This window comes from Pseudomonas sp. ICMP 460 (genome assembly GCF_002723595.1).
Lineage (GTDB): Bacteria > Pseudomonadota > Gammaproteobacteria > Pseudomonadales > Pseudomonadaceae > Aquipseudomonas > Aquipseudomonas kitaguniensis.
Genome location: NZ_LKBR01000003.1, coordinates 93,724 through 117,142, shown reverse-complemented (window position 1 = coordinate 117,142; position 23,419 = coordinate 93,724). Strand labels below are relative to the sequence as shown.

At 57.4% G+C, this 23,419-nt stretch carries 39 protein-coding genes; 33 read left to right on the top strand and 6 right to left on the bottom strand.

The window, feature by feature from the left end:
• Positions 1-131: 131 nt before the first annotated feature.
• The 4 genes from AO240_RS28215 to AO240_RS03945 form a co-directional block, all read right to left on the bottom strand.
• Positions 132-542, bottom strand: a complete 411-nt coding sequence (locus AO240_RS28215; RefSeq protein WP_143505279.1) for a hypothetical protein — start codon at positions 540-542, stop codon at positions 132-134.
• 279 nt (positions 543-821) lie between these two features.
• Positions 822-1,715: a hypothetical protein gene (locus tag AO240_RS03955; protein WP_099235239.1), complete on the bottom strand. Its 894-nt coding sequence runs from the start codon at positions 1,713-1,715 to the stop codon at positions 822-824.
• Between the two features lie 196 nt (positions 1,716-1,911).
• Positions 1,912-2,151, bottom strand: coding sequence for a hypothetical protein (locus AO240_RS03950; protein WP_099235238.1), 240 nt, complete (start codon positions 2,149-2,151; stop codon positions 1,912-1,914).
• Between the two features lie 14 nt (positions 2,152-2,165).
• Positions 2,166-2,906 carry an XRE family transcriptional regulator gene (locus AO240_RS03945; protein ID WP_099235237.1) on the bottom strand — a complete coding sequence of 247 codons (741 nt, stop codon included), beginning with the start codon at positions 2,904-2,906 and terminating at the stop codon, positions 2,166-2,168.
• A 105-nt stretch (positions 2,907-3,011) separates the two neighbouring features.
• Here AO240_RS03945 and AO240_RS03940 point away from each other — a divergent pair, with 105 nt between their 5' ends.
• The 15 genes from AO240_RS03940 (at position 3,012) to AO240_RS03865 (ending at position 10,860) form a co-directional block, all read left to right on the top strand.
• Positions 3,012-3,212, top strand: a complete 201-nt coding sequence (locus AO240_RS03940) for a Cro/CI family transcriptional regulator (RefSeq protein WP_099235236.1) — start codon at positions 3,012-3,014, stop codon at positions 3,210-3,212.
• Positions 3,213-3,296: 84 nt separating this feature from the next.
• On the top strand, positions 3,297-3,722 hold the full coding sequence (locus AO240_RS03935; RefSeq protein WP_099235235.1) for a phage regulatory CII family protein: 426 nt from the start codon (positions 3,297-3,299) through the stop codon (positions 3,720-3,722).
• A gap of 69 nt (positions 3,723-3,791) precedes the next feature.
• Complete coding sequence (locus AO240_RS03930; protein WP_099235234.1) at positions 3,792-4,649, top strand: BRO family protein; 858 nt, start codon at positions 3,792-3,794, stop codon at positions 4,647-4,649.
• Positions 4,649-5,443, top strand: coding sequence for a Pyocin large subunit-like protein (locus tag AO240_RS03925; protein WP_099235233.1), 795 nt, complete (start codon positions 4,649-4,651; stop codon positions 5,441-5,443). The genes AO240_RS03930 and AO240_RS03925 overlap by 1 nt, the downstream gene beginning before the upstream one ends.
• The gene (locus AO240_RS03920) at positions 5,440-6,153 is read left to right on the top strand and encodes a replication protein P (protein ID WP_099235232.1); all 714 of its coding nucleotides are present in this window, start codon (positions 5,440-5,442) and stop codon (positions 6,151-6,153) included. The genes AO240_RS03925 and AO240_RS03920 overlap by 4 nt, the downstream gene beginning before the upstream one ends.
• Positions 6,150-6,386, top strand: coding sequence for a hypothetical protein (locus AO240_RS03915; protein WP_099235231.1), 237 nt, complete (start codon positions 6,150-6,152; stop codon positions 6,384-6,386). Before AO240_RS03920 ends, AO240_RS03915 begins: the two co-directional genes overlap by 4 nt.
• Entirely contained in the window at positions 6,383-7,000 is a 618-nt protein-coding gene (locus tag AO240_RS03910) for a hypothetical protein (RefSeq protein ID WP_099235230.1), read from the top strand. Before AO240_RS03915 ends, AO240_RS03910 begins: the two co-directional genes overlap by 4 nt.
• Positions 6,997-7,200 carry a hypothetical protein gene (locus tag AO240_RS03905; protein WP_099235229.1) on the top strand — a complete coding sequence of 68 codons (204 nt, stop codon included), beginning with the start codon at positions 6,997-6,999 and terminating at the stop codon, positions 7,198-7,200. The genes AO240_RS03910 and AO240_RS03905 overlap by 4 nt, the downstream gene beginning before the upstream one ends.
• Entirely contained in the window at positions 7,197-7,613 is a 417-nt protein-coding gene (locus AO240_RS03900; RefSeq protein ID WP_099235228.1) for a recombination protein NinB, read from the top strand. Before AO240_RS03905 ends, AO240_RS03900 begins: the two co-directional genes overlap by 4 nt.
• The gene (locus AO240_RS03895; RefSeq protein WP_099235227.1) at positions 7,614-8,225 is read left to right on the top strand and encodes a recombination protein NinG; all 612 of its coding nucleotides are present in this window, start codon (positions 7,614-7,616) and stop codon (positions 8,223-8,225) included.
• A complete protein-coding gene (locus tag AO240_RS28210) occupies positions 8,210-8,842 on the top strand; it encodes a hypothetical protein (RefSeq protein ID WP_143505277.1) in 633 nt (210 codons plus the stop codon). Before AO240_RS03895 ends, AO240_RS28210 begins: the two co-directional genes overlap by 16 nt.
• Before the next feature lie 73 nt (positions 8,843-8,915).
• A complete protein-coding gene (locus tag AO240_RS03885) occupies positions 8,916-9,461 on the top strand; it encodes a hypothetical protein (protein WP_099235226.1) in 546 nt (181 codons plus the stop codon).
• Between the two features lie 544 nt (positions 9,462-10,005).
• Positions 10,006-10,329, top strand: coding sequence for a phage holin, lambda family (locus tag AO240_RS03875; protein WP_099235224.1), 324 nt, complete (start codon positions 10,006-10,008; stop codon positions 10,327-10,329).
• Positions 10,326-10,703, top strand: a complete 378-nt coding sequence (locus AO240_RS03870; RefSeq protein WP_099235223.1) for a hypothetical protein — start codon at positions 10,326-10,328, stop codon at positions 10,701-10,703. The genes AO240_RS03875 and AO240_RS03870 overlap by 4 nt, the downstream gene beginning before the upstream one ends.
• Complete coding sequence (locus AO240_RS03865) at positions 10,675-10,860, top strand: hypothetical protein (protein ID WP_177445769.1); 186 nt, start codon at positions 10,675-10,677, stop codon at positions 10,858-10,860. Before AO240_RS03870 ends, AO240_RS03865 begins: the two co-directional genes overlap by 29 nt.
• Positions 10,861-10,870: 10 nt before the next feature.
• Here AO240_RS03865 and AO240_RS03860 read toward each other — a convergent pair whose 3' ends face one another.
• Complete coding sequence (locus tag AO240_RS03860) at positions 10,871-11,134, bottom strand: hypothetical protein (RefSeq protein WP_099235222.1); 264 nt, start codon at positions 11,132-11,134, stop codon at positions 10,871-10,873.
• Between the two features lie 53 nt (positions 11,135-11,187).
• Positions 11,188-11,406: a hypothetical protein gene (locus AO240_RS03855; protein ID WP_099235221.1), complete on the bottom strand. Its 219-nt coding sequence runs from the start codon at positions 11,404-11,406 to the stop codon at positions 11,188-11,190.
• Positions 11,407-11,665: 259 nt separating this feature from the next.
• Here AO240_RS03855 and AO240_RS03850 point away from each other — a divergent pair, with 259 nt between their 5' ends.
• From AO240_RS03850 to AO240_RS03765, 18 genes are all read left to right on the top strand, one after another.
• Positions 11,666-11,857, top strand: a complete 192-nt coding sequence (locus AO240_RS03850) for a hypothetical protein (RefSeq protein WP_099235220.1) — start codon at positions 11,666-11,668, stop codon at positions 11,855-11,857.
• Positions 11,854-12,108, top strand: coding sequence for a hypothetical protein (locus tag AO240_RS03845; RefSeq protein WP_099235219.1), 255 nt, complete (start codon positions 11,854-11,856; stop codon positions 12,106-12,108). The genes AO240_RS03850 and AO240_RS03845 overlap by 4 nt, the downstream gene beginning before the upstream one ends.
• 417 nt (positions 12,109-12,525) lie before the next feature.
• Entirely contained in the window at positions 12,526-13,149 is a 624-nt protein-coding gene (locus AO240_RS03840) for a putative metallopeptidase (protein WP_099235218.1), read from the top strand.
• 32 nt (positions 13,150-13,181) lie between these two features.
• Positions 13,182-13,697, top strand: coding sequence for a DUF2280 domain-containing protein (locus AO240_RS03835; protein WP_256585834.1), 516 nt, complete (start codon positions 13,182-13,184; stop codon positions 13,695-13,697).
• The gene (locus AO240_RS03830; RefSeq protein ID WP_099235217.1) at positions 13,694-15,031 is read left to right on the top strand and encodes a hypothetical protein; all 1,338 of its coding nucleotides are present in this window, start codon (positions 13,694-13,696) and stop codon (positions 15,029-15,031) included. Before AO240_RS03835 ends, AO240_RS03830 begins: the two co-directional genes overlap by 4 nt.
• Positions 15,031-16,491 carry a DUF4055 domain-containing protein gene (locus AO240_RS03825; protein WP_099235216.1) on the top strand — a complete coding sequence of 487 codons (1,461 nt, stop codon included), beginning with the start codon at positions 15,031-15,033 and terminating at the stop codon, positions 16,489-16,491. The genes AO240_RS03830 and AO240_RS03825 overlap by 1 nt, the downstream gene beginning before the upstream one ends.
• Complete coding sequence (locus AO240_RS03820; protein WP_099235215.1) at positions 16,475-17,521, top strand: minor capsid protein; 1,047 nt, start codon at positions 16,475-16,477, stop codon at positions 17,519-17,521. Before AO240_RS03825 ends, AO240_RS03820 begins: the two co-directional genes overlap by 17 nt.
• 8 nt (positions 17,522-17,529) lie before the next feature.
• Positions 17,530-18,015, top strand: a complete 486-nt coding sequence (locus AO240_RS03815) for a DnaT-like ssDNA-binding protein (protein ID WP_099235214.1) — start codon at positions 17,530-17,532, stop codon at positions 18,013-18,015.
• Between the two features lie 83 nt (positions 18,016-18,098).
• Positions 18,099-18,836, top strand: coding sequence for a hypothetical protein (locus AO240_RS03810; protein ID WP_099235213.1), 738 nt, complete (start codon positions 18,099-18,101; stop codon positions 18,834-18,836).
• 3 nt (positions 18,837-18,839) lie between these two features.
• Positions 18,840-19,817, top strand: a complete 978-nt coding sequence (locus AO240_RS03805) for a major capsid protein (protein WP_099235212.1) — start codon at positions 18,840-18,842, stop codon at positions 19,815-19,817.
• A gap of 56 nt (positions 19,818-19,873) precedes the next feature.
• Entirely contained in the window at positions 19,874-20,179 is a 306-nt protein-coding gene (locus tag AO240_RS03800; protein WP_099235211.1) for a HeH/LEM domain-containing protein, read from the top strand.
• Between the two features lie 10 nt (positions 20,180-20,189).
• Complete coding sequence (locus AO240_RS03795; RefSeq protein WP_099235210.1) at positions 20,190-20,567, top strand: hypothetical protein; 378 nt, start codon at positions 20,190-20,192, stop codon at positions 20,565-20,567.
• Positions 20,568-20,569: 2 nt separating this feature from the next.
• The gene (locus AO240_RS03790) at positions 20,570-20,962 is read left to right on the top strand and encodes a hypothetical protein (RefSeq protein ID WP_099235209.1); all 393 of its coding nucleotides are present in this window, start codon (positions 20,570-20,572) and stop codon (positions 20,960-20,962) included.
• Position 20,963: 1 nt separating this feature from the next.
• Positions 20,964-21,560, top strand: a complete 597-nt coding sequence (locus AO240_RS03785; RefSeq protein ID WP_099235208.1) for a hypothetical protein — start codon at positions 20,964-20,966, stop codon at positions 21,558-21,560.
• The gene (locus AO240_RS03780) at positions 21,557-21,976 is read left to right on the top strand and encodes a phage tail terminator-like protein (protein ID WP_099235207.1); all 420 of its coding nucleotides are present in this window, start codon (positions 21,557-21,559) and stop codon (positions 21,974-21,976) included. The genes AO240_RS03785 and AO240_RS03780 overlap by 4 nt, the downstream gene beginning before the upstream one ends.
• A gap of 68 nt (positions 21,977-22,044) precedes the next feature.
• Positions 22,045-22,716 (top strand): phage tail protein, encoded by a 672-nt coding sequence (locus AO240_RS03775; protein ID WP_099235206.1) that lies wholly within the window; start codon positions 22,045-22,047, stop codon positions 22,714-22,716.
• 2 nt (positions 22,717-22,718) lie between these two features.
• On the top strand, positions 22,719-23,108 hold the full coding sequence (locus AO240_RS03770; protein ID WP_099235205.1) for a phage tail assembly chaperone: 390 nt from the start codon (positions 22,719-22,721) through the stop codon (positions 23,106-23,108).
• Between the two features lie 47 nt (positions 23,109-23,155).
• Complete coding sequence (locus AO240_RS03765) at positions 23,156-23,419, top strand: DUF1799 domain-containing protein (protein ID WP_177445771.1); 264 nt, start codon at positions 23,156-23,158, stop codon at positions 23,417-23,419.

The following is a 23,419-nucleotide window of genomic DNA, read 5'->3' as shown; positions in this document are numbered from 1 at the left end:
TCCCGTAATTGAGCCAGCACTTTATCATCCGTGGCGTACAGCCACCATCTAAGGGTGGGGGTGCACAGACTACAAAGATCACGCTCTGTGGCAGGTTAATGAAAAACGGATCATTAAGATGCTTGACCGCTTCAGTCACCTGGATCGGCATTAGCTGTTGTTGTGATCCCGAGCGCCTGCGATCTGAAGTCTTGATGAGCGGTCGCCATTTTTAGTACGGTTTTGGAATATCTTGTTTCTAAATCGGCTTTCGCTTCGGCGGACAGGTTTTTATCTTTCAGTGCTTTCTTCTGATATTTTAAGTCATTTTCGTAAGCTGTTAGATAGTCTGTTAGTTCCGGAGCCTGTTCAACTTTTCTTTGAAGTCTAGATATTCCGGCTGCAATAAACGGACTCGCGATTCCTGCTATTACGGGGATTATTGTTTTTGCCTCTATCGATAAATCAGCTGTAAATAGAGCGCTAATGGATACCAATAATCCTGTGATAGTGGCGGTCAATCCCGTGCGGCTACTGGACGATGAGTGCTCGGCTTCACTCATGGCTGGCTCTCCGCTGGCTTAACCCTAGGTCAATTTCTTTAATTGACCCGTCACGTTTTCTCTGTATTTTTATACGAGATTTTACGACGCCGTTATCCTTGTATGTAACGTAAATATCTTCGATCGAGAAATATCTATGATATATATATCTTACGGACAGGCGACCAATCCTGAATGCTAAGGGAGCAAGCAGGATCATGAATAGAAACACCATAGCCAAGGCAATTTCGTGCTGGCTCCATGCAGGCATAACCACCTCCGTCGCTACCATTCAGGAAATCATTCCTTAACCTTGACTATAGCACGCTCGATGGTTGCACGCGTGGGTCTAGATGTCGTGGTGGTTTCAATCGTAATATTATAATTATCGTCCTTCTGGAAAGTTTTTTGATTCTTGTGAACCTTGTCAAGGAATGTCTTGTCTTTAACAGTAACCGCGAATTCCGAGCCGTCATGCTTTCTGATTCGCCAGCCTTTCGATGATTCGAAATTGATTTGAGCGAAAGATGCTCTGACAACCTCTGTCTCAACTGTTATCTCCTCGAGAGTACCCTTTGGTAATCTTGAGAAATCATCGATAGCGGCTTCCTTAATAGCAATCACTGTGTTTTCAGCGCTCCCCTTCACCTTAAATTGAGCGTCTTTTTTTCCTGTTAGAGGCGCTTGTATTACCTTGTGCAAGGCGTCGCGAATTTTCGTATTTGTAATGAGCTTTGCGAGATTTTTGTCCACCTTGATAGGTCCGCCTGTAGTCATAACTTCCGCATTTTCACTGTCTCCTTCAATTGTAACAGAAGTTATTTTTTTGCCTTTAATCTGCTGGACTAATTCGACAAGTGAACCGCCTACAAACGCCGCAACTGGCGTTGCAAATCCCAATATTCCAAGAACTTTAAGTGCCGTTGCAGGATCTGCCAATAAAGCGAATACAACCTCGACAGAACCCTCTTTTGCCGGTGTGGTTACCTTGAGCGACACATCTGCCGAGCCATTGCTAATGACGCTTGCGGTTTCCTCGATAAGGTTATGCATGCCTAGAATGGCCTCACCGAGGTCCTTCGCACTTATTTCATGGCGAGAAAGTGCACTTTCCTTCGCATCGTAAGATATTGTGAACTTTTTTTCAGAGAGCTCTTTTTCTTTTGCCCGTTTTACAGCTTTGGCTTCCGCCATATCCTTCTCCCCAGCGCAGCCTTCCAATTGGCAGGCAAAATGTTTTTTGTGGATGACTTATCAGCTAAAAAAGTAATTTTTTCTAATCGGCTGAGGTTAGTTCCATATGCTCGTGTAGTCCATAACCCCATTAGCCGTAGTATCAAGCGTGGTGGGCACTACACGCCACTAGTCTCCGATCCTGGATGTAGGTTGATCACTCAGCCTTTTCCCGCACAAACCTTCCCGCCTTCACCTCATCCGCATAACCCGCCAGCCTGGCCTCTGATTCTTGAAGGCTGATTGCAATCCTCTGCATCTCTAAGGCGCCTTGCTCATCCCCGGCGGCTAGCATTCGCTCGGATACTGCAAATAAATCCACTCCAGCCCATACGAGCAGGTACGCAGCCTCTTTCAGGTCGCGGCACAGCTGCTGGTTGGGTTTGGTCAGGCCCATCACGACCTCCGCACTCAGTAGTGAAATTTCTGGGTGGCCTGCACTACAACGCCAACGATTCGGCAGTTTTCATCAAATACTTCAGTCGGGTAGCCGGGATTCAGGGGTTTTAAGTAGAGCCTGCCACCATCACTGACTAACTTCTTAAAGGTCGCCTCATTGCTGTCCGGCAGCTTGGCCACAACAAGCTTGCCTGGGGTCGCCTCGACTTCGGTGTCTACTAGGATCAGGGATCCCTGGGCAATGCTCGTGCCGACTGGAGAGGTCATTGAGTCGCCTTTGACCTCGAGCCAGAACGCCGGGCCTTTCGAGTTGTACTCAGAGTACTCGTAGCGATCCGATACGCCGGCAGGGTAGGGCTCGACCGCCTCAGCCCAAGATCCGGCAGACACCCAGCTGATAACGGGGTATCGGTAATACGCTCCCGGCTGCTGAGCGCCCTCAACATTGGATTCAGAAGACCTGGAAATGCCCTTGATCTCTCTCGCCAACCTTTCACTGAAGTCAGAGACCGGTACCTGCAGGTACCTGGCGAAAACTGCGGCAGCCTCAATGTTCAATGCGTTCCGGCCGGTAAGGTAATGGCTTGCAGCGCTTTGACTATTCGCCTTCAAACCCTCCATTGCGATTTTCTCCTGACTGATGCCAAGAGACTTTTTTTTCGCCTTGTAGATGGCGTTCAGAGCCGCGCACTCGGCCAGCTCTTCAGCTGAGAGCGCGCGCTTTTTTGCCGGGGCTTTTTCAGGATTTTTCATCAGGCAACTGTATGACTTCGGGTAATAACATTCTAAGACCGCCGATATTGACTTAATAAAGACCGCAAGTAATACTTGTGCATGCATCGCGCAGGAGAAACCCGTATGCAACGCACACCATTGAAAGAGTTCGTGACAAGGGTCGGGCAGATCAAGGCTGCCGAAGAGCTGGGCATGACCCAGGGCGGAATCAGTAAGGCTCTGCGTGCTGGTCGAGAGGTTTACGTGATCGATCTGGGTAACGGGAAGTTCAAGGCCGAAGAGATAAAGCCTTTTCCCGGCCAGGCTCAACGACTCGCCAGCTAAGCGACATCCCTGTCCGCCGCTCCATTGAGCAAATGATCGCCTCTGCACCTGCAGGGCGCCACGTAAAGAATTTCGAGGTGTTACATGCAGGATTTGATGAAGGCGATCTATGACGTGGTTGACGACCATGGGGCAGGGCGGATTGCGGAGGGCGCCAGCTTCTCTTCGAAGACGCTGCTTTCTCAAAAAGCGAACCCGGACTACGACAGCCACAGACTGAACGTCCAGGAGCTGCACCGGATTATGAAGTTCACCCAAGACTTCCGCCCGCTGAAGGCATGGGCTGAGGCTTTCGGTTTCGACCTGGTGCCAAAGGAAAAGCCCGAGGGGATCAACCTCAACACCGCGCTTCTGCGCCTCCATGCCGATCTGGCAGACGTGACACGCCTTGCGTTCGACGCCCAAGCCGATGGCCGGGTTTGCACTCGCGAGAAATCCGAACTTCTCAAGGAGGCCGAGGAAGTGATCGTCAGCCTGGAAGTGTTCAAGCAGTCGGTGAAAGCAGCCTGAATTTCAAACACAAAAAAGCCACCGGACGAGGGTGGCTTTTTCTGCAGCAGTAAACATCTGGAGCGAATCATGCACCAACACACAGAATCGATCAATACCCCCAACAATCTCGCGCCACGTTTTTCGCAATCTGAAAACGTGGCGCGCAATTCCTCAGTGATTCCGTTCGACTTCGACGGCGCCGCGATCCGAGTCATTACCGACAAGCTCGGCGACCCCTGGTTTGTTGCCCGCGATGTCGCTGACGCCCTCGGCTACTCAAAACCGGAAAACGCCGTGGCCCGTCACTGTAAGGCTGCGACCACTACCCCGAAACAGGGTGGTGGTTTCATGACCATCATTCCTGAGCGCGATCTGTACCGGCTGGTGATGAAGTCCAAGCTGCCGGCCGCCGAGAAGTTTGAAGAGTGGGTGGTGGGGCAGGTCCTGCCGAGCATTCGCAAGAGAGGCACCTTTTCTGCCCAGGGCCCGAACAACTCCAAAATCGTCGGTGAGCTGGCCATTCTGGAATGCTTCGACCGTCTGCTGAAGCCTGCGAACTCCAGCAAGATGATGATGCTGGCCAAGATCGCCGCCAACAACGGCCTGGACGCCAAATTCCTCCCAGGCTACGCCATGGACGCCGCCCCTGACGCCGCTGGCAGCTCTTCGATGCCTACCAAGGCAATCACTGCCCTTATCAAAGATCACGCCATCGCCAGCACCGCCCGCGCTTTCAACCTTGCGCTCAAGGCTCACGGCTTCCTGACTTTGCTCCAGCGCAAAAACTCCAAGCAGGAAATGGTCGACTTCTGGTCCGTGACTGAGAAAGGGATGGCCTACGGCAAGAATCTCACCAGCCCTCAATGCCCCCGCGAGACTCAGCCTCACTGGTACGTGGATCGCTTCCTTGAATTGGCCGGCCTTGTCGGCAAAGGAGCCAAGTAATGGCCGGAGATTGGATAAAAATGCGCATCGACCTTCAGACGCATCCGAAAGTATTCCGCATGGTGTCCGCATTGAAAGCGGACAGATTGCGGATCATCGGCGGACTGCACATCGCTTGGAGCATCTTCGACACCCATTGTGATGATGGTGTGCTGGTGGGCTACACCGTCGACGCGATGGATGCGGTGGTCGGCTGGCCAGGCTTTACCCAGGCCATGATCGACGTGGAGTGGGCATCCGTGAATGAAGGCGGAAGCCTTGTAATGCCCCGCTTTGACGAGCACAACGGGGCCAGTGCAAAGCGGCGCGCGAACGACAACGAGCGGAAACGTAACGACAGAAAGACGAAGAGTGTCCGCAATGTGTCCGCTAGTGATGCGGACAAATTGCGGACCAGAGAAGAGAAGAGAAGAGAAGATAAAGAACAAAAGCCTTATGGCGATGATGAAGTCGATCACGCTGAGTTGTTCGCGCAGTTCTGGGCCCTGTATCCACGCAAGGTGGGCAAGGAGGCTGCACGCAAGGCGTGGGACAAGCTCAAGCTGACCAACGAGCTTTTCGATTCTCTGGTTCAGGCCCTGGGCGCGCAGTGCCTCACGACAGACTGGCTCAAGGACGACGGCCGGTTCATCCCACACCCATCGACGTGGATCAACGGCAAGCGCTGGGAAGACGAAGTGCCTGATCCGTCGTCGGCCGGTAGCAACGTCCACCAGTTCACGCCGCGCCCTCAGTCTGGCGAACCAGACTTCAACAGCAAGGCGTGGGCTGACGGCCTTGTGGCTCGCCCATGAAGCCAGTCAACCAACTGATGGCGACCATGGGCAACCTGCCCGCTGAAAGCCATGTCCAGCCGATCGACATCACGCCGCAGACGGTCGAGGTGGTTAACGACTTGTTCCGACGGCTGCGTGGGATCTTCCCTGCATGGCGCCAGGCGTGGCCGTCCACCGAAGCACTGGACGCTGCAAAGGCCGAGTGGATCAAGGAGTTCGCCGAGGCGGGCATCCGCACCCTGGAGCAGATCGAGTTCGGCATCCAGAAGTGCCGCAAGCTCAAGAAACCTTTCGCGCCGAGCGTTGGTGAGTTCATCGCCATGTGCGTGCCTGGCCCGGAAGACTTCGGCATGCCAGCCGCTGCTGACGCCTGGATCGAAGCGCTGATGACCACTTACAGCCATGAAGCGGTGAAGCTGGCCGCTGAGGCGACAGGGCTGTTTGATCTGCGCGTCGCCAAGCAGGAAGACAAGGGTCTTCGCGCCAGGTTTGACCACAACTACGAAATCATCCTTCGCCGTGCGCAGGCCGGGCAACAGCTCGACGGCCGAATCGCCACCGGCATCGGTCACGACAGCCAAAAAACTGAACTGGAACTGGCCGAAGAGTTTGCCAGCCAGCGCCAGGCACGCCTACTCGACGTACAGGGAATCCCATCCACCGGCGCCGGCGCACGCGCGCAGTTGATGGCCAAGTTCGGCAAGAAGACAACGGAGCAACGGACATGACCATCGACAAGCAGAAACTTCAGAAGCTGCTGTGGAGTGAAGTCGCTTCTTGGAAGGCTGACTGCGGGGAGTGGAAGCAGAACGCTGAAGCGCTCGGCGAATTCCTTGGCGAGAAGACCGTGGAGGAGGTGGCTTTGGAGCTGCTTACCGAAAACGAGCTCCTCCGCAAAGAGTGCGCCCGGCTGACAGAGGACAACCTTGCATTGCTGGAAACCCCGGGGGACGCGCTATGACCGACTACATCGAGCTTCAGAAGGCCGCCGAATACGCGGCCCAAGACACAATCAAGTTCGCTGATGAAAGCGAGGAGATGCGTGCGCTCCAGCAGTTCCACGAAGAAGTTGATCCTGAAACAGTCCTGGCCCTGATCGCCGAGAACGAGCGGCTGGAGCGACTTGCTCTTGATTCAGTCAACGGAGAGTACGCGGCCAATATGGATCTTGAATCCGTCTGCGCCGAGCGCGACCAACTCCGCGCCGAAGTCGCCGGCCTCAAGACCGGCTACGAAGCCTACGGGCGGGTGAATGCTGAGCTGAAGGCTGAGTGTGAGGCGCTGCGGAAATACGGGGAAGAGTTTGCCGTATTGGCTGAGCGCCGCCGCGAAGAGGCCGATGCGTTGCGCAAGGATTCAGAATCCTATCGCTTGTTGAGCTTCTGCCATGGGCAGGGAACGCTGCAACTGGTTCGGTCTCACCATGAGTTGTGCGCCGAGATTCGCCGATTGAAAATTCTCGCCGGCGAGCCAGTGCCGCCAACTCCCGAAGAGTTCATTGGGCCAAGCCCTGAAGGTCCGACGGCGCGCATCCGCCGCAAGCTGGCCGCCATGGGCAAGGGAGAGCAGTCATGAATGTCCCGACGTTCAATCCAAAGGGCATTCGGCCTTGGATGATCAAGTACCGGTTCGCGGCGCGCATATTCTGCCTGGCGATGTTGCCTGTTTCCCCATTCGTGTATGGCGCCGCCATCCTCTGGGAGAACCGTAGCGGTTTTTCTGAAATCAAGATGCTCGCCAAGGCGGCTTTCTTGCCATGGAAGGTGAAGTCATGACCAGCCTCCAGATCCGCAACGAATCAGACCGCAACAAGGCCATGGGGTACATCGCCGGCCTGGACCTAGCCAAGCCGAAGAAGCTGGACATCACCGAAGTGGACCGAAGCGGGGAGCAGAACAAGGCCCTGCACGCGGCTCTGGCCGATATCGCCGCCCAGGTCGAGCACGCCGGGAAGAAGTGGGATGTCCTGATCTGGAAGCGCCTGCTGACCGCCGCATGGCTGCGCGAGTCGGGCGATCAGCCGCAAATGATACCGGCGGTGGACGGCAACGGCTTCGACGTCATCTACGAGCGCACCAGCAAGCTCACCGTGAAGCAGTGCGGAGAGTTGATCGAATGGGTTCATTGCTTTGGCGCCGAACACCAGGTGCGCTGGACGCAGAAGGACAATTGGGGAGGGCGTTACTAAATGGCCATCGAAAGGAAGCCGGCCAAGCCGAAGAAATGCCGCGTTGCTACGTGCAGGGCCTCATTCGTGCCTTCTCGCATGGGGCAGGCGGTATGCAGCCCGGCGTGCGCAATGATTGACGCGCCAAGGCACGCGCCCAAGGCAAAAAAGGCGCTGGCCGACATTGAGCGCAAGGAAATCAAGGTCCGCAAGGAGAAGCTGAAGAGCAGGGCGGATCACGCCAAAGAGGCCCAAGCGGTTATCAACCGGTATGTCCGCCTACGTGACGCTCATCTGGGCTGCATCAGCTGCGACAAGCCGGCGAGTTGGGGTGGTCAATGGCATTGCTCGCACTTTCGCAGCGTGGGCGCCGCCGCACACCTCAGATTCAACCTATGGAACATGAACAAATCCTGCTCCCAGTGCAATGCCCACCTGAGCGGAAACATCATGGTTTACCGGCCCCGCCTGGTCCAGAAGATCGGCGCGGAAAAGGTCGCGTGGCTTGAGTGCAATCAGGACCTGGTCCGCCATGAAATCCATTACTTGAAGCGCCTCAAGGCTGTTTTTACGAAGAAGGTGAAACGGATAGAGCAGAGATATGAAAGGGGGCAGTCATGGGTAGCAATGTGATTCTTGTTCGAAAAGCGCTCGTCGAGATTTCTGGATCAAGAAGGTCGATCGGAGTGTTTCGGTGCCCGGAGTGCTTGGTCGAATTCGAAACCAGAATGGAGCGCGCCAAGGTCATGACAGGGCTCTGCATTCCATGCGCAAACAAGGCGGCGGGTAAGAAGCGCGCAACCCACGGCCTCAATAACTCGAACAGCCGGCTGCATGTGACGTGGGCGAACATGAAGCGCCGCTGCCTGAAGCCTCGTGGCTCTGAAATCCAGAAATACCACGGCGTGACGCTTTGTGAAGAGTGGATGAGCTTTGAGCCCTTCATGGAGTGGTCGCTTGCAAATGGCTACACCGATGAGCTGACGCTTGACCGGATCGAATCCTCGAAAGGCTACGAGCCGGGCAATTGCCGTTACGCCGATTACAACGTGCAGGCGGCCAACCGCAAAAAGACGGACAAGAACACCAGCGGTCACGTCGGGGTTTCTTGGGACCGTGGCAGATGGTGCGCGAAGGTCCAGTGGCAGAAGAAGCAGATACACCTCGGTCGGTTCAAGGACCTCCGCGATGCAGTGAGGGCGCGCAACGATTACTTGGCGGCGCACGACCTACCGCACTTGAGGGCATAGCAATGGACGACATCAAAACCATCAAGGCCAAATACCGGGCATTGACCAGAGAACTGAAAAAAGGGGAAGCCGCATGACCTATCGCAACGTTGTTTCAGCAGTAGTTCGCGCCCTTGCGGCCGAGACCATCACTTCTGCTGGCGGTTGTGACTTTGAGCCAAAGGTGCAGTGTGCCAAGCAGAAGGGGGAGATCGTCGGCAAGGAGGCTGCATTCCTGACTGACTGCTGGGTTTTCGGTCGCCTGCACAAGTCGCTGACCGCCGAACACTGGCGCGCCCTTGTGGCGAAGTTCTCCACGCACACTGAGCGCAAGCATGCGGCAATTGCAGAATTGACCCGTGTGATGCGCTCACCGGCGCCGGAGCGTTTCCTACACTGCGCCGTAGTTACGTGGGCGTTACCTCGGCTGCCGGGAGTGGACGGCAAGCGCTCCACGAACGTACTGCCGGCCGGGTGGTACGAGATGGACAACTGGTCGAACGAGCCTCACCCGATCAAGACCCAGGAACGGTGGAGGCGAGATATTCGCAAGTCGCTGGAGAGCTGCGTAGATATCGCTTTGGTCGAGGCTCAGCACATTCTTGAGCAAGAAGGCCTTGTGACATCAGAAGTCGCTTGACGGCGACTGAGCCAATGAGCCATTATCTACCCATCCTGTCGTACTTGCGCATGTAGGTGATGCAAGAGACAAACAAACCCGGCCATCGCGCCGGGTTTTTTATTGCCTAAGTTTCCCCAAGCCCTCAGAGCCTCTGACTTGTCACGCTGATGAGGTACCTATTCAGGGCCTCTGCACATGCAGGGGCTTTTCTCGTTATGAGGCAAAGCAAATGTCCGGCCAAATCCAATCCTGCGATTACGTGCCGGGCGTTTCCGGATGGAAGCTCGACACCGATACCGGTACTTTTGAGGTTAATTCCTGTCGCGCCCAAGGCGAAGGCGGCACTACCGTCAAAGTTCATGGCGGATCGATGACCGTAACTCACAATGGCGTACTTCGATCCCTTCTGAATGGGCTTCCTAGCCTGTGTGACAAATAATTGCTATTCAGGGCCTCGCCATCGTGCGGGCCTTTTCGTTTTCGGCCCCACCACACCCATTGCTCCGAGCTGGGAGTGCTGCTGGGCTGGATTTATCAATCTCCCCGAGAGGGAGTAATCCGGATGCCAAACATGCCTGATAAGCCAGACACCTGGGCCAAAATCTGGCTGGCGTTGAGCAATCCGCTCTGGCAGGGCGTGATCATGTCCATCACCGTCTCACTACTGCGTGTCATGTATGACGCGAAAGAAACGAGCAAGCGCCGGATCGTGTTTGAAGCGCTGATCTGTGGATCGCTGAGCCTGGTTGCGTCAAGCGTGATCGAGTGGATGGCTTGGCCACCAAGTCTTTCTGTTGCTGCTGGAGGAACTATTGGGTTCCTCGGTGTGACGGCCATTCGCGAGATGGTGACCCGCTTCCTGGGTCGCAAGGCTGATTCAGCATGAAGGCGTTCGCAGCAGCAATCATCATCGCCTTGGTCGGTCTGTTACTGGTGGGCATACAGCAGTCGCGTGTCATAGCCCTTCGCGGGGAGGTGGCATTCGAAGCTGGCGAGAAGTCGAAAGCCGTCGCCGCCAATGCCGAGAGTCAGGCCACGATTACCACTTTGCGCGCCGAAGCGCTGCGCAACGCCGCGTACACATCCGACCTGGCCAAGCGAATCAAGGCCAGCGAGAAGAAAGCCGAGAAGGCGAGGAAAGACTTTGAAGAACTCAAGCGCAGCAGCAAGCCTGTTCGTGACTGGGCTAATCAGCCTTTACCTGACGGGCTGCGCGGCAAAGACGGCGGTAGTGACAAAGACCGAGGCGGTAAGAATTGAAGCGCCCGAGCTGATCCCCTGCGAACGCGTTGAACAAGACCAGGCCGACCTTCGACTCAACGGTGATGTGTGGGAGCTCAAAGATAAGGCGATCAAGTTACTGGATACGTGCGCTGACCAGGTCGACGCACAGATCGTTCGCAGTCAGAGCAAGTAAACGTAAAAGGTCAAGGCAGGATATGAGCCCTGAAGGCCAGCTCAAGCTCGGAGTTCAGCTGCTTAAATTGCTCGCGACTGATAAAACCAGCATCCAACAATGTTTGGTTAAAGCTGTGAGCGTCGTTCGTTAAGTTCTCACGATCTGATTTGCTTACGGCCGAAGCCAAGCGCCCGAAGTTTATGCGGGCTGCGGTCATCGCGAACTCTGTGTCTGTTGGCATGTGCATCTTCTCTAAAAGTTTGCCGACCATGCACTTGATGAACGTGCTCAATCGTAATCTATCCAGCAGCGTTGATTGTCTGCGGACAGGGCGAATCATTTGATTCAAGCTAAGGGTGATTTGTAAGCCAGACAGGCTTCATCGAGCTCTCTGTTCAGTTGATCCAATTGCTCGGGGCTGATCAGGCCGGCAATCAAAAGTGACTGGTTATAGCCGCAAGCGCCTCCCTTTAGCTTGGCGAGGTGCGCATCATCTTTTGCTTCAGCCAGATACTTGAAATTGTCTCTTGCCCTAGCCATTGCGGTTGCTGCATCAATTGGCATCGGCTTCTCTTTTTTTGGTTGCGAGCTTAGCAGGGGCTCTGTTTTATCGGTTTTGACCTAGTTTATCCCAATCGTAAATCCGCGCCACGTTTTCAGATGCGCCAAATTGTGGCGCGCAATTATGAGGGTTCGCCATGAACCAATTTCCAAATATGACCGGTGCCTTCGTCATCGGCGCGGTCACTTGTGCCGTGGTTGGGTGGGCAGTCATTGAGGGCGCCATCTGGATTGGCACTCACATCAGTATTGGGTGGGCGTGATGAACAATGTCACCCGGCTGCATCACGCGCTACCTCTGGGCCAAGACATCAACGCTGTCGTGAACGCTCTCGACAAGGCCATTGCCGATGCCGTGGACGCCGCCAAGAACGCCGGGTTGCCCCAAGGCCTGATCGTTGGGTTGCTCCACGGTCACGCTCACGCACTGACGCACCAGATGGTGACCGAATGACCGTCAAGGTTCTGGAGTTCAAACGGGAAGATTGGCGCAACGCCGCCAAGACCCTGCGCAAGATTGCCGATGACCTTGACGCGGGCGAGCATCCTGAATGCACCGTAGGCGCCTTGACGCTGATCGGCGCGAAGGGGGAGGTGACCGTGTTCGGTCTCGGCCCCAAGTGCGACGACCTCCAATGCCTGGGTGCTATGCGCCTGGGTGAGCAGAAGCTGATTGATGTGCTGCTGGATAACGCGGAGGGGTAGGTGTGCCGCAGGTGAGTGCGGCCCGGACAGGCCCTAATTCTTTTTCAGCGCAGCTCTCTCTCCAATGCTTTCTGATAACAGACAAGGTCAGAAGACCGCATTCCTGTTTCGTATGCCGTTTGATAATGATCTGCACTTAGGGTGCATGGGTCGCTAGTTCCGCCACTCATCTCCCGCTCAAGAGCCTTTTGATAGCAGACCAGATCGCTAGCTCGCATCGTTGACTCATAACGATCTTGATATTTTTGAGCGGGCTCAGGGCAGGTTCCATATGGTGTTGCAGCCATACATGCTGACGAGGTCACCACCGCTGTGCAGGCTAGAAGGCTTCGTAACTTTACGTTCATCCTTGATGCTCCTTTTGTGTTTTTTCATCAATACCGGCAACGCGCCACTATTTCAAGCTCAAGGTGAACCATGGATAGGCCATACCCTCCATCATCACTGCTTGAGCTGTCCGATCTGTCCGACTTTAGCATTCGCCTAACCCCAGCTCCTGAAGTGTGGGAATGGCTCCAAGCCGAGATCCTTGCCGACACTGGCAGCATTCACAACGAAGACCATGTCCACCTACTGGATGCAGACATCCGGATCATGTGGGCGTCGTCGAGCTTCGCCAAGCAGGGTCGCACAGTCCTGGGCCAGGCCGAGCAGGTAGCGTTCCGTGCCGGTGGCTGGCAGAAAGCCCGAATGGAACAACAGATGCGCGATTGGTTCGGCGACGTGCCGGCCTTCATCATCACCTTGGCTGCGGACTACTGCGCCCAGTGCAGTGACACCGACTTCTGCGCCCTGGTGGAGCATGAGCTGTATCACCTGGCTCACGCGACCGACAAGTACGGTCAACCAGCATTCACCCAAGACGGTGCACCGAAGATCAAGCTGCAGGGCCACGACGTAGAAGAGTTCGTCGGTGTTGTCCGTCGCTACGGTGCGAGCCCTGACGTTCAAGTGTTAGTGGATGCAGCAAACAAACCCGCCGAGGTGGGGAAACTGAACATATCGAGGGCTTGCGGAACCTGTCTGCTCAAGCTGGCCTGAATGTGAGACAGGCATGAGACGGAACCCAATCTATGGCAGCCCTGAAAAACGATGTGAAAGCCTTCATCGTTCAGGCTTTGGCGTGTTTCGACACTCCCACGCTCGTCTCACAAAACGTTAAGCATGAATTCGACATCGATGTGACCCGCCAGCAGGTGGAGCAGCACGACCCAACAAAGCGCGCCGGAGCCAATCTGGCAGCCAAGTGGCGCACCCTGTTCGAAGATACTCGCAAGCGGTTCCGTGAAGAAACTGCAGAGATTCCTATAGCCAATCGAGCCTATAGGCTGCGAACACTTGGGCGTATGGCTGAGAAGGCCGAGAACTCAAAGAATATGGCGTTAACGGCCCAGCTATTGGAGCAGGCCGCCAAGGAGACGGGAGACGTCTACGTCAATCGCCGCGTTGAACCTGACAAGTCGCTAGATGAAGAAATCAAACGGCTTGAGATCGAGAAGCGTAAGGCCGAGCTCAAGCTGATAGAGAAGGGTGGTGGCAACTCCAATGCCCAACTGCTGGCCGATTTGATCGCGAGGCTGCCGTCATGATCGCGAACACCGGCAATCTGATGCTGGATCGGCAGCTGTCACGTTGGTACCCGCTCAAGGATCACCCGGTGCAGCTCGCCTTGGTGGGCGCTGTGTCTGAAGGAGTTCGCTTCCCGCTGGTGCCTGCTGGTCGTCGTAGCGGCAAGACTGAGCGGTTCAAGCGCTTCGTGGTGAAGCAGGCATCGGCTTACACCGGCATGTACTTCGCCGCCGCACCAACGCATGCGCAGGCCAAGAAGATTTTCTGGGATGACCTCAAGGCATTCACGCTGTGCTGCATGCACAGTCGCCGCCCCTCAGAGTCGGACTTGATCATCTATCTGGACAACGGTAGCGAGATTCACGTCATCGGCCTGGACAAGCCGCAGCGGATTGAGGGTATTCCGTGGACTGGCGGTGGCATCGACGAGTTCGCCGACATCAAGCCGGATGCCTGGGAGGCAAACATTCTCCCGGCGCTTAACACCGTCAACCCGACCATGCCTGATTACCGGGCCTGGTGCTGGCTGCTCGGTGTACCTGATGGCCTGAACCACTACTACGATCTGTGCATGCAGGCAGAGTCGGGCAACGACCCGAATTTCCGGGTGTTCCACTGGAAGTCGGCCGAGATTCTTCCGGCTGATGTGATGGATGCAATGAAGCGGGCCATGTCCGCCAAGCAGTTCAAGCAGGAATTCGAAGCATCGTTCGAAACGGCGTCTGGCCGGATCTACGAGGACTACAGCAAGGCGAACACCACGGATGCAGCCATTGAGCCGCATGAGCAGCTGATGTGGATGCACGACCAGAACTTCACGCCTCTGTCATCTGCGATCGGTGTCCGGCGCAATGAAGGCAAAGACCTCTATCTGCTCGATGAGATCGTTCTGATCAGCGCCGTTTCGAAGCAGTCGGCTGCCGAGTTCGTGGACAAGTTCAAGGACCACAAGAACAAGCACGTCCTGATCTACGGTGACCCGGCTGGCAAGGCGGGCGAGAAGCACGGCCACGCTTCTGACTACACCGACATCGAGGGCGTGCTGAAGGCCAACGGTTGGACGTACACACGCAAGGTCAAGCCAGCTCACCCATCCATCAAGGATCGGCAGAACGCCGTGCGAGCGAAGATCCTGACCGCCTCAGGCGAAACCAGCTTGTTCATCAACCCGGTCACCGCTCCCTGGTGCCACAAGGGGCTTAGCACGGTTCAGCTTCAAATGGGCTCGACCTTCCAAGAAGACCAGAAGAACGACTACCAGCACATCACTACGGCGATCGGCTATTGCATCGACGTTGAGTGGCCGTGCATCAAACGCACAGGCGGAACACGCCGAATTGGAGGCTTGGCCTGATGCCAGTGCAATCGACAAACCCCGACTACGACGCGCATATCGCCGAGTGGGAAATGATGGACGACGCGCTCGAAGGTGAGTGCGCCGTGAAGCGTAATGAGCGAAACCTCCCAAAGCCCAGCGGAATGGTGGAGGCTGAAAAGCTGGACGCCACCGGCAACAGGTATCTCTACGAGAACTACACGAACCGGGCTCAGTACGAGCACTGGGTGCGCGACTCGCTGCGTTCGATGATGGGGCTGGTGTCTCGACTCATCCCCGAGATAGAGCTTCCTGCCCGCTTAAAGGGTCTCGAGGACAACGCCACAGCTGACGGCTTCGGCCTAAAGCAACTGTTCTTCCGCATGGTGCGCCAGGCAATCTCGCACGGTCGCGTGCCGCTGGTGGTGAACATCGACGACAGCGGCGAGCCGTATTTCTCTACGTACGCTACGCGCAATGCGATCAACTGGGACACCGCTGATCAAGGTGGCCGGCAAGATCTGGTGCTTTCGGTGTTCCGTGAGTTCCGCAAGAAGGGCGGTGACCGATACAGCCATGACTGCGACACGGTGTTTCGTGAGTTCTTCATGCTGGGAGACGTCTGCTACACCGCGGTGCGTAATGAGGGTGGCGAGCTCGTCGAGGATGAGAGACCGCTGGGCACGACTGGTACAGACAATCGCCTGGTCAAAGGCTTGCCCTACCTACCGGTGATCTATTGCGGCTCGACCGACAACTCGCCGGAAGTTGACGAGGTGCCGCTGCTGACAATGGCGCGGGCAGCCTTGAAGTCCTACCAGTTGAGCGCCGACTATTTCACTTCGTTGCACCAGACCAGCCACCCGCAACCTTGGGTTTCTGGCCTGGATGAGGCTGTGGAGTTGAGCGTAACCGGCCCATCTGCCGCATGGGATCTTGGCCCGAATGGCGAATGTGGCTACCTGGAGTTCCAGGGCGCGGGCATCGAAGCCGTTCGCACGGCCATGGACGATCAGAAGAACGCTGCGCTTGAAGCCGGTGCCAAGGTCATGGACGTGGGCGGCACCGAGTCTGGTGAGGCACGTAAAACTCGCCAGAACGATCAGCACGCCACACTGCACAGTATCGTCATTACGGTTGCTGAGGCAGTGGAGCAGGGCTTGCGTTACGCCGCTGAATGGAAGGGCTACGACCCCAAGCAGGTGAAGTTTAAGGTCAACCCTGAGTTCGTCACCCCAGTGGTCGACGCCCAGGTTCTTGCTGAGCTGCTCAAGGGCGTGATGGCTGGCACGATCAGCGCTGACACCTACTGGCATTACCTCACCACCGGCAAGTTGCCGGAGCGCCCCTACGAAGACGAGGCCGAACTGATCAGCGACGAGCGCGAGTCGGCCGGCATCAACTTGGACAAAGAAGATGCCAACGACAAGCCAGGCGCAGGTGGAAAGCCAACTGCTGGAGCAAACGACACGCCACTCGGTAATGCTGGAGCGGCTTAAGGCAGGTGAGGTAAAGAAGTTCGAGAAATACCTGCGCCAGATTGACACGTTGGTACGGGAGCAGTTGACCCGCAAGGAACTGACCACCTACAGCCGGGACCGGCTTGAGCAGTTTCTGGCCCGCGTGGACGGAAAGCTGCTGGAGATATACAAGGCCTACGGTGACCTGGTGCAGGCCGATCTGGTCGACATCGCGCTGTATGAGTCGAGCTTTGAGGCAAAAAGCCTAAGCAATGCGCTCTCCGTCGACGCGGTGGTGCCGACTAATACGGTGATCCGCGCGGCGGTGTTCTCTTATCCGCTGCAGGTGAAGGGCATCGATGGTGGCAAGTTGCTGAAGAGCTTTGTCAGCGGCTGGACGCGCACCGAGACGATGCGCGTCACGAATACCATCCGGCTCGGCTTTGGCCAGGGCCAGACCAACGCCCAGATCATCCAGGCGATTCGCGGTACCGCGGCTCAGAACTTCACGGATGGCGTCTTGGCGGTGAGCAACCGCAATGCTGCCGCCGTGGTGCAGACAGCAATCCAGCATGTTGCCACCACCGCACGGATGGAAACGCTGAAAGCCAACAGTGACGTAGTGCTGGGCTACCGCTGGGTGTCGACGCTCGATCGCAAGACCTCGCAGCAGTGCAAGGGCTTGGACGGCATGCGCTTCGACCTGGGCAAAGGTCCGCTGCCGCCGGCGCATATCAACTGCCGGTCAACCACGGTGCCGACCACCAGGCTTTCGGAGGTGTTCGCCAAGGACGCCACGCGCGCCTCGGTGGGCGATAACGGTGGGGCACAGGTCGACGCAGGCCTGAATTATTACGAGTGGCTGGCAACGCAACCGGCGAGCTTCCAGGATCATGCCCTCGGGCCTGTCCGGGGCAAGTTGTTCCGCGATGGCGGGCTGACGCCGGAGAAGTTCGCCAAACTCCAACTCGACAAGTCTTTCAAGCCGTTGACCCTCGCGCAGTTGAAGGAAGCAGAGCCTGACATGTTCACCCGAGCAGGCGTTACACTCGGCGCTTCACCAGGTTGAGATAGCACATGCAGATCATCGTTGAGGACGGAAAGGGCAAGCCAGACGCGAATAGCTTCGTGCCACTGGAGAAGCTGACCTTCTACCGCGACTACTACGGGTTCCGGGTACCTGAAGCTGAGGCTGACCAGGTCGAACTGCTGCTGCGCGCCGCGGCCGACATCAACGGTCGCCAGTGGAAAGGGCGCAAGGCCCAGGCTGAACAGGCAATGGCCTGGCCCCGACGTGACTGCAAGATCGAATACCAGACACTGTCGGAGACGTTCGTGCCCTTTGAGCTTGAGTGGGGCCAGGTGCGGTTGGCGGTTGAGCTGTATGCCGTCGAGCAGGGCTTCCAGATCGACGAGCCAACGCATTGCACTGAGCCGAATGGCCGGCGTACGCGACTCAACCGAGATACGCCCGGCCTGCGCATGCGGCCGCCACCATACGCGCCGAGCAGGACGCAGTTCGCTGATTACCTGGTAATGCGCGGGCTTTCGATAGTCCGATAAAACACCGAATTCACACCAAGCCGCCCAATGGGCGGTTTTTTTATGCCCGCAAAGCGGGAAACCAAACCCAAGGGGTGCACCAAGTGGCAGACGAAAACCAGATTGATCTTGAGGACCCGGCAGTTCAGACCGCCATTGCTGCAGCCGTTGAGGCTGCAACTCTGGGCCTCAAGAACAAAAACACCGAGCTACTTGGCTCGCTCCGGACCACCAAAACTGAACTGGATGGCTTTAAAAACCAGTTCGAAGGCCTGGACATCGCAGCTGTGAAGGGCCTGCTGACCAAGGTTGGCCAGGATGAGGAAACCAAGCTGATTGCCGAGGGCAAGCTGGACGAGGTCATCACCCGCCGCACCGAGCGCCTTCGCACCGACTACGACACCAAGCTGGCCGCCGAGAAGGCCCGTGCCGACAAAGCCGAACAATTTGCCGCCAAGTACAGCGACAAGGTGCTGGCCGACTCCATCCGCGCTGCTGCCATCAAGGCCGGCGCGCTCCCAGAGGCCGCCGAGGACATCATCCTGCGCGCCCGGGGCACTTTCAAACTCAGTGAAGACGGCGAGGCGATTGCCACCGATCGTGACGGCGAGGTCGTTTACGGGAAGGACGGGAAAACCCCGCTGTCGCCGCTCGAATGGGCGGAATCGCTGCGTGAAACCGCAACACACCTGTGGCCAAGGGCCCAGGGCGCCGGGCAGACCGGTGACAACGGTGGCAAGGCCACGAAAAAGTGGGGCGAGTACACGGAGGTCGAGCGTGCCTCGATTGCCCGTGACAACCCTGAGCTGTTCAAGAAAATCCAGGCCACCAAAGGAACCTAATCCATGGCAACTACCCAACTGACCGACATCTTCGTCGGCGACTACTACGCCTCCCTGGCGCCGGTTAACAGCCCGGAAAAGACCGCTGTATACGAGTCGGGCATTGTGACCCGCTCGCCCGTGCTGGATGCGATCGCGTCCGGCAGCCAGGGCACCGCCGAGATCAGCTACTGGCAGGATCTCAACGCCGATGAAGCTCCGAACATCAGCAACGATGACCCGAGCGACCAAGGTGAAGTTGGCAAGGTGACCCAGGACAGCATGCGTGCCCGTGTCCTGTACCTCAACAAAGGCTATGGCGTGACCGATCTTACCGCTGAACTGGCGAACAGCGAGCCTCAGCAGCAGATCCGCAACCGCTTTGGCACCTACTGCCCCCGCCAGTGGCAGCGTTACACGTTGGGCGCGGCTCGCGGCATCATTGCCTCGAACATCGCGAACAACGGCGGTGACATGGTCATCGACGCGGGCGCGACCATCAGTGCGAACGCTTTTCAGGATGCTGCGTTTACCGCCGGCGATGCCGCTGACCAGTTCGGCGCTATCGGCGTGCACTCCGTGGTGATGAACCAGATGGTCAAGCAGGACCTCATTGAGTACCTGCGCGACTCCGACGGCAAGATCATCCTGGCCACCTACCTCGGCAAGCCAGTGTTCATGGACGATGCCCTGGTGTATGGCGCGGGCAAGTACCTGTCCGTGTTCTTCGGCCAGGGCGCTTTCGGCTACGGCGAAGGAACTCCTAAGGTGCCGGTAGAGCTGGAGCGTAAGCCAGGCGGCGGTAACGGCGGCGGTGCCGAAGTGCTGTGGGAGCGGAAGACTTACATCCTCCAGCCTGCCGGCTTCAGCTGGAAGGGTTCCGAGGCTCAGAACCTCAGCCCGACCGCGACTCAGTACGCGGCTGCTGCGAACTGGCAGCGCGTGTTCAGCCGCAAGCAGGTCCCGTTCGCTGCTGTGATCAGCGGTACCACCACGCCGTAATCCGGCCCCCACAACCTGGCGTCTTTATGGGCGCCGGGGTGCTTTTGAGGTGACTCATGAAAGTGATCTACACGGACAAGCCGGGCAAAGAGCGCGGCGTATGCTACCGCCTGCTGAGCGAATTCTTCGGCGTCATCGGCTCCGCGACCGAAGTGGTCGTTGATGGCGATGCACCGAATATCTTCGATGCCTACCAAGCAGCCGGCATCAAGGTTTCCGATGGCAAGGAGCAGGAAATCCCTGAAACCGACCCTCTCAAAATGAAGGTCCCCGAGCTGAAAGAGTGGCTGACCGCGAAGGGCATTACCTTCGACCCAACCGCCAGGAAAGAAGACCTGCAGGCCCTGGTGCCAGCGGAATAAGGACAAGCATATGACCGATTTCATCACCGTTGCCGATGTTGACGCCTCGCTGGGTCCTGGCTGGGCAGGCACCGGTGATCCGGTCCTTGCTGTGACCATGGCCAACGCCTGGCTCACGGCCAAGATTAAGCGGGCTGTTCCCGATCTGGTCCCGCCTGAGATCAAAACAGCCGGCGCCCAAGTCGCCAAAGAGGCGGCGGCGGGCAAGTTGTACACGTCCACGCAGAAGGAAGTGCAGAGCAAGACGGTTTCGGCTCAGTCCGGCACGTCTGTAAGCAAGACCTACGTGGCAGGCTCTACCGATCAGTCCGCGGGCGAGAATTTCGCCCTAGCCCTGCTTGCACCCTGGATCAAACGCTCCGGCGTGATGATGCTGAAAAGGATCTGATAATGGGCATGCGCGAAGAGATCCAGGCCGACCTGGCTGAAGCGTTCGACGATCCTGATGGCCTGGCGGACGCGGTAAAGCCGGTGACGGGCGTGCGTATGGTTGCTGGCGAGTATGACCCTGACTTGGGTGGCGAAACGCCGGAGACCACCCTGACTTACACGGGGCGCGGAGTTCTGGGCAGCTACCTGTCCAAGGAAATCGACGGCAGCCTGATTCAGTCCACCGACAAAAAGCTTCTGGTACTGCAAAACGAGCTGTTCGTCTCCGAGGCTGGTCTGCCAACGGCGGTACCAGCGTTACTAGTTATCGGGGACATTATCAACGGCCTCCGGGTGATGAACGTGTCTGCCGATCCTGCTGACGCAACATGGACCGCGCAACTGAGGAAGTGAGATGGCAAGCAAAGGCGCCGGCCAGTCCGGCAGCTTCGCACTGAGCCTGGCCGCGTTCGCCGCGCAGGCTACCGAAGCCCTCGACGCAAGCATGCGCGAGATCATCATTGAGGTCGGCAGCAGCCTGATCCGCATGTCCCCCGTGGGTAACCCGGAGATTTGGGCGCAGAACGCTGTGGCGACCCAGTACAACAAGGCCGTCGACGACCACAACAGCGCGCTGCGGAGCGATCCGGCCAACCTCACAAAGGCAGGCAGGCTAAAGCCAGGGCGCAAGGTGCACGACGGCATGGACATTGCGGCGCCCGCAGGCTACGTGGGCGGCAGGTTTCGCGGGAACTGGATGTTCAGTATCGGCACCCCGGACGGCAGCACAACCGAAGAAGTCGACCCGAGCGGCGTCAAGTCGACGGCGCGCATTACCTCCGGCGCCATCGAATTCAAGGCGGGCGACACCTGCTACATCACCAACAGCCTCGGTTATGCCATCCCGCTGGAGTTCGGCCATTCGACCCAAGCACCCGGCGGTATGGTCCGGGTAACCGTGGCCCGCTTCCAGCAGATCGTGCTGGAGGCCATCAGGAACAACCAGGTATGAGTCACGCAATCATCGCTTCGATCTACGAGGCAAAGCTCATCGCCTGGAACGCTGCCAGGTCGCAGAATCTGAAGATCGTCTTCGAGAACACGGCCTACACGCCGGCGGCGGACGAGACCTACCTGAGGGCGTTCACGATCCCGGGCGATACCGCGAGCAACACGCTCGGCGGTGATCACCGGCTGTTCACCGGCGTGTTCCAAGTGAGCATCATCGCACCGGCGGGCACCGGCAAGACCAAGACGAATCCGATTGTGGCTGAGTTGACAGACCTGTTCCCGCTGTATGTGCGCGACACGAAAAACGGCTTCGTTGTCACGCCCATGACGCCGGTAGATCAGGGGCCAGGTCTCACCGGCGACTCCACCTACACCGTCCCGCTGTCGTTCTCGTACCGGTCCGACACCACACCATAATCCGCCCGTTGGGCAAATCCTGAACCCGCCAAGTGCGGGTTTTGTCATTTCTGCAAAGAGGAAAACCCATGTCGATCTACTTCCCCAACGGGGCAACACTGGCGATCTCAACCGGCTTTGCTGCAGCCAAGTTGATCTCCGCCATCAGCAACGCTAATCCGGGCGTGGCCACGGCTTTGGCCAACGGTTTCTCCAACGGTGACATCCTGCTGGTTACTTCGGGCTGGGAGGACATCAACGAGCGCGCCGTGCGCGTGTCCAACGCCGCGGCCGGAGCCTTCACGCTTGAAGGCATCGATACCTCGAACGTTGCGTTCTTCCCGGACGGCATCAGCGCTGGCACTGCCAAAAAGGTGACCGGCTGGGTTGCGGTGAACCAGGTGATCGGTAACTCGATGTCTGGCGGTGAGCAGCAATACTGGACGTACGCACCGCTGGAGGCTCGCCGCGACAAGCAGATTCCGACTACCAAGAATGCTCAGGCGTTTGCGTTCCAGCTCGCCGACGACGACAGCCTCGCCTGGTACGACGAATTGGATAAGGCTGATCGTGAGAAGGAAGTGCGGATTCTGCGCATGTCTCTGCCCAACGGTAAAACGATCTACTACGCCGGTTACCCGTCGTTTAACAAAACCCCAACGCTGGTGCGCAACGAGGGTGCAGCTGTGACGTTCGGCTTCACCATTAACGCCGAGATTACGGCGTACCGCGCGCCAGTGGTTGCTGGCGGGGGTAGCTGATCATGGCGAAGTTCAAGATCGCGCAAGGCGCTACCTTCAAGGCGGATGTGGAAATTCCGCGCGTCGGCGGTGCATTCATCAAGGTGCCGTTTGAGTTCAAGTATCGAAACCGCAATGAGCTGGCGGCCCTGTTTGCGGGGTGGCAGCAACGGGCGAAGGACGATCAGGAGGCTTTCAAGGCCAAAGCTGATGATTTGACTCTGGTGGACATCACTGATGCGGACATTGAACGCCAGGTAGATCAGGTCCAGGCATTGGTTGAAGGCTGGGGGTTTGAAGACAAGCTGAGCCCTGAGTCGATCCGCGCGCTGGTGGAAACATCTGCCGGCGCCGGTGAGGCCATTGTCGCGGCCTATCAAGCGGCTTACGCACCGGCCCGCACGGGAAACTGATCCGCGTCGCACGCGCCCTGTATGAGCCCCCTCCGAGTGCCGAGCAGTTGGCGGCATTCGGTCTCGACGCCTCGGACATGGATGAGGCGTTTGAGGTGTGGCCGTGTGTCTGGCCTGCGTTCCGCTTGTTCGACGGCCTCTCAACACAGTGGCGCACCGGCGCGTGCGGCGCGACCGGCATTGATTACACCGCAATCACCAGCGTTGCCGAGCTCATCGGCATGAAGAAAAAACAACTCAGAGAGATCTTCCCCGACCTTCAAGTATTGGAGGCCGAGGCGTTGCTCGTTATGTCTGAGCAATCGAAATAA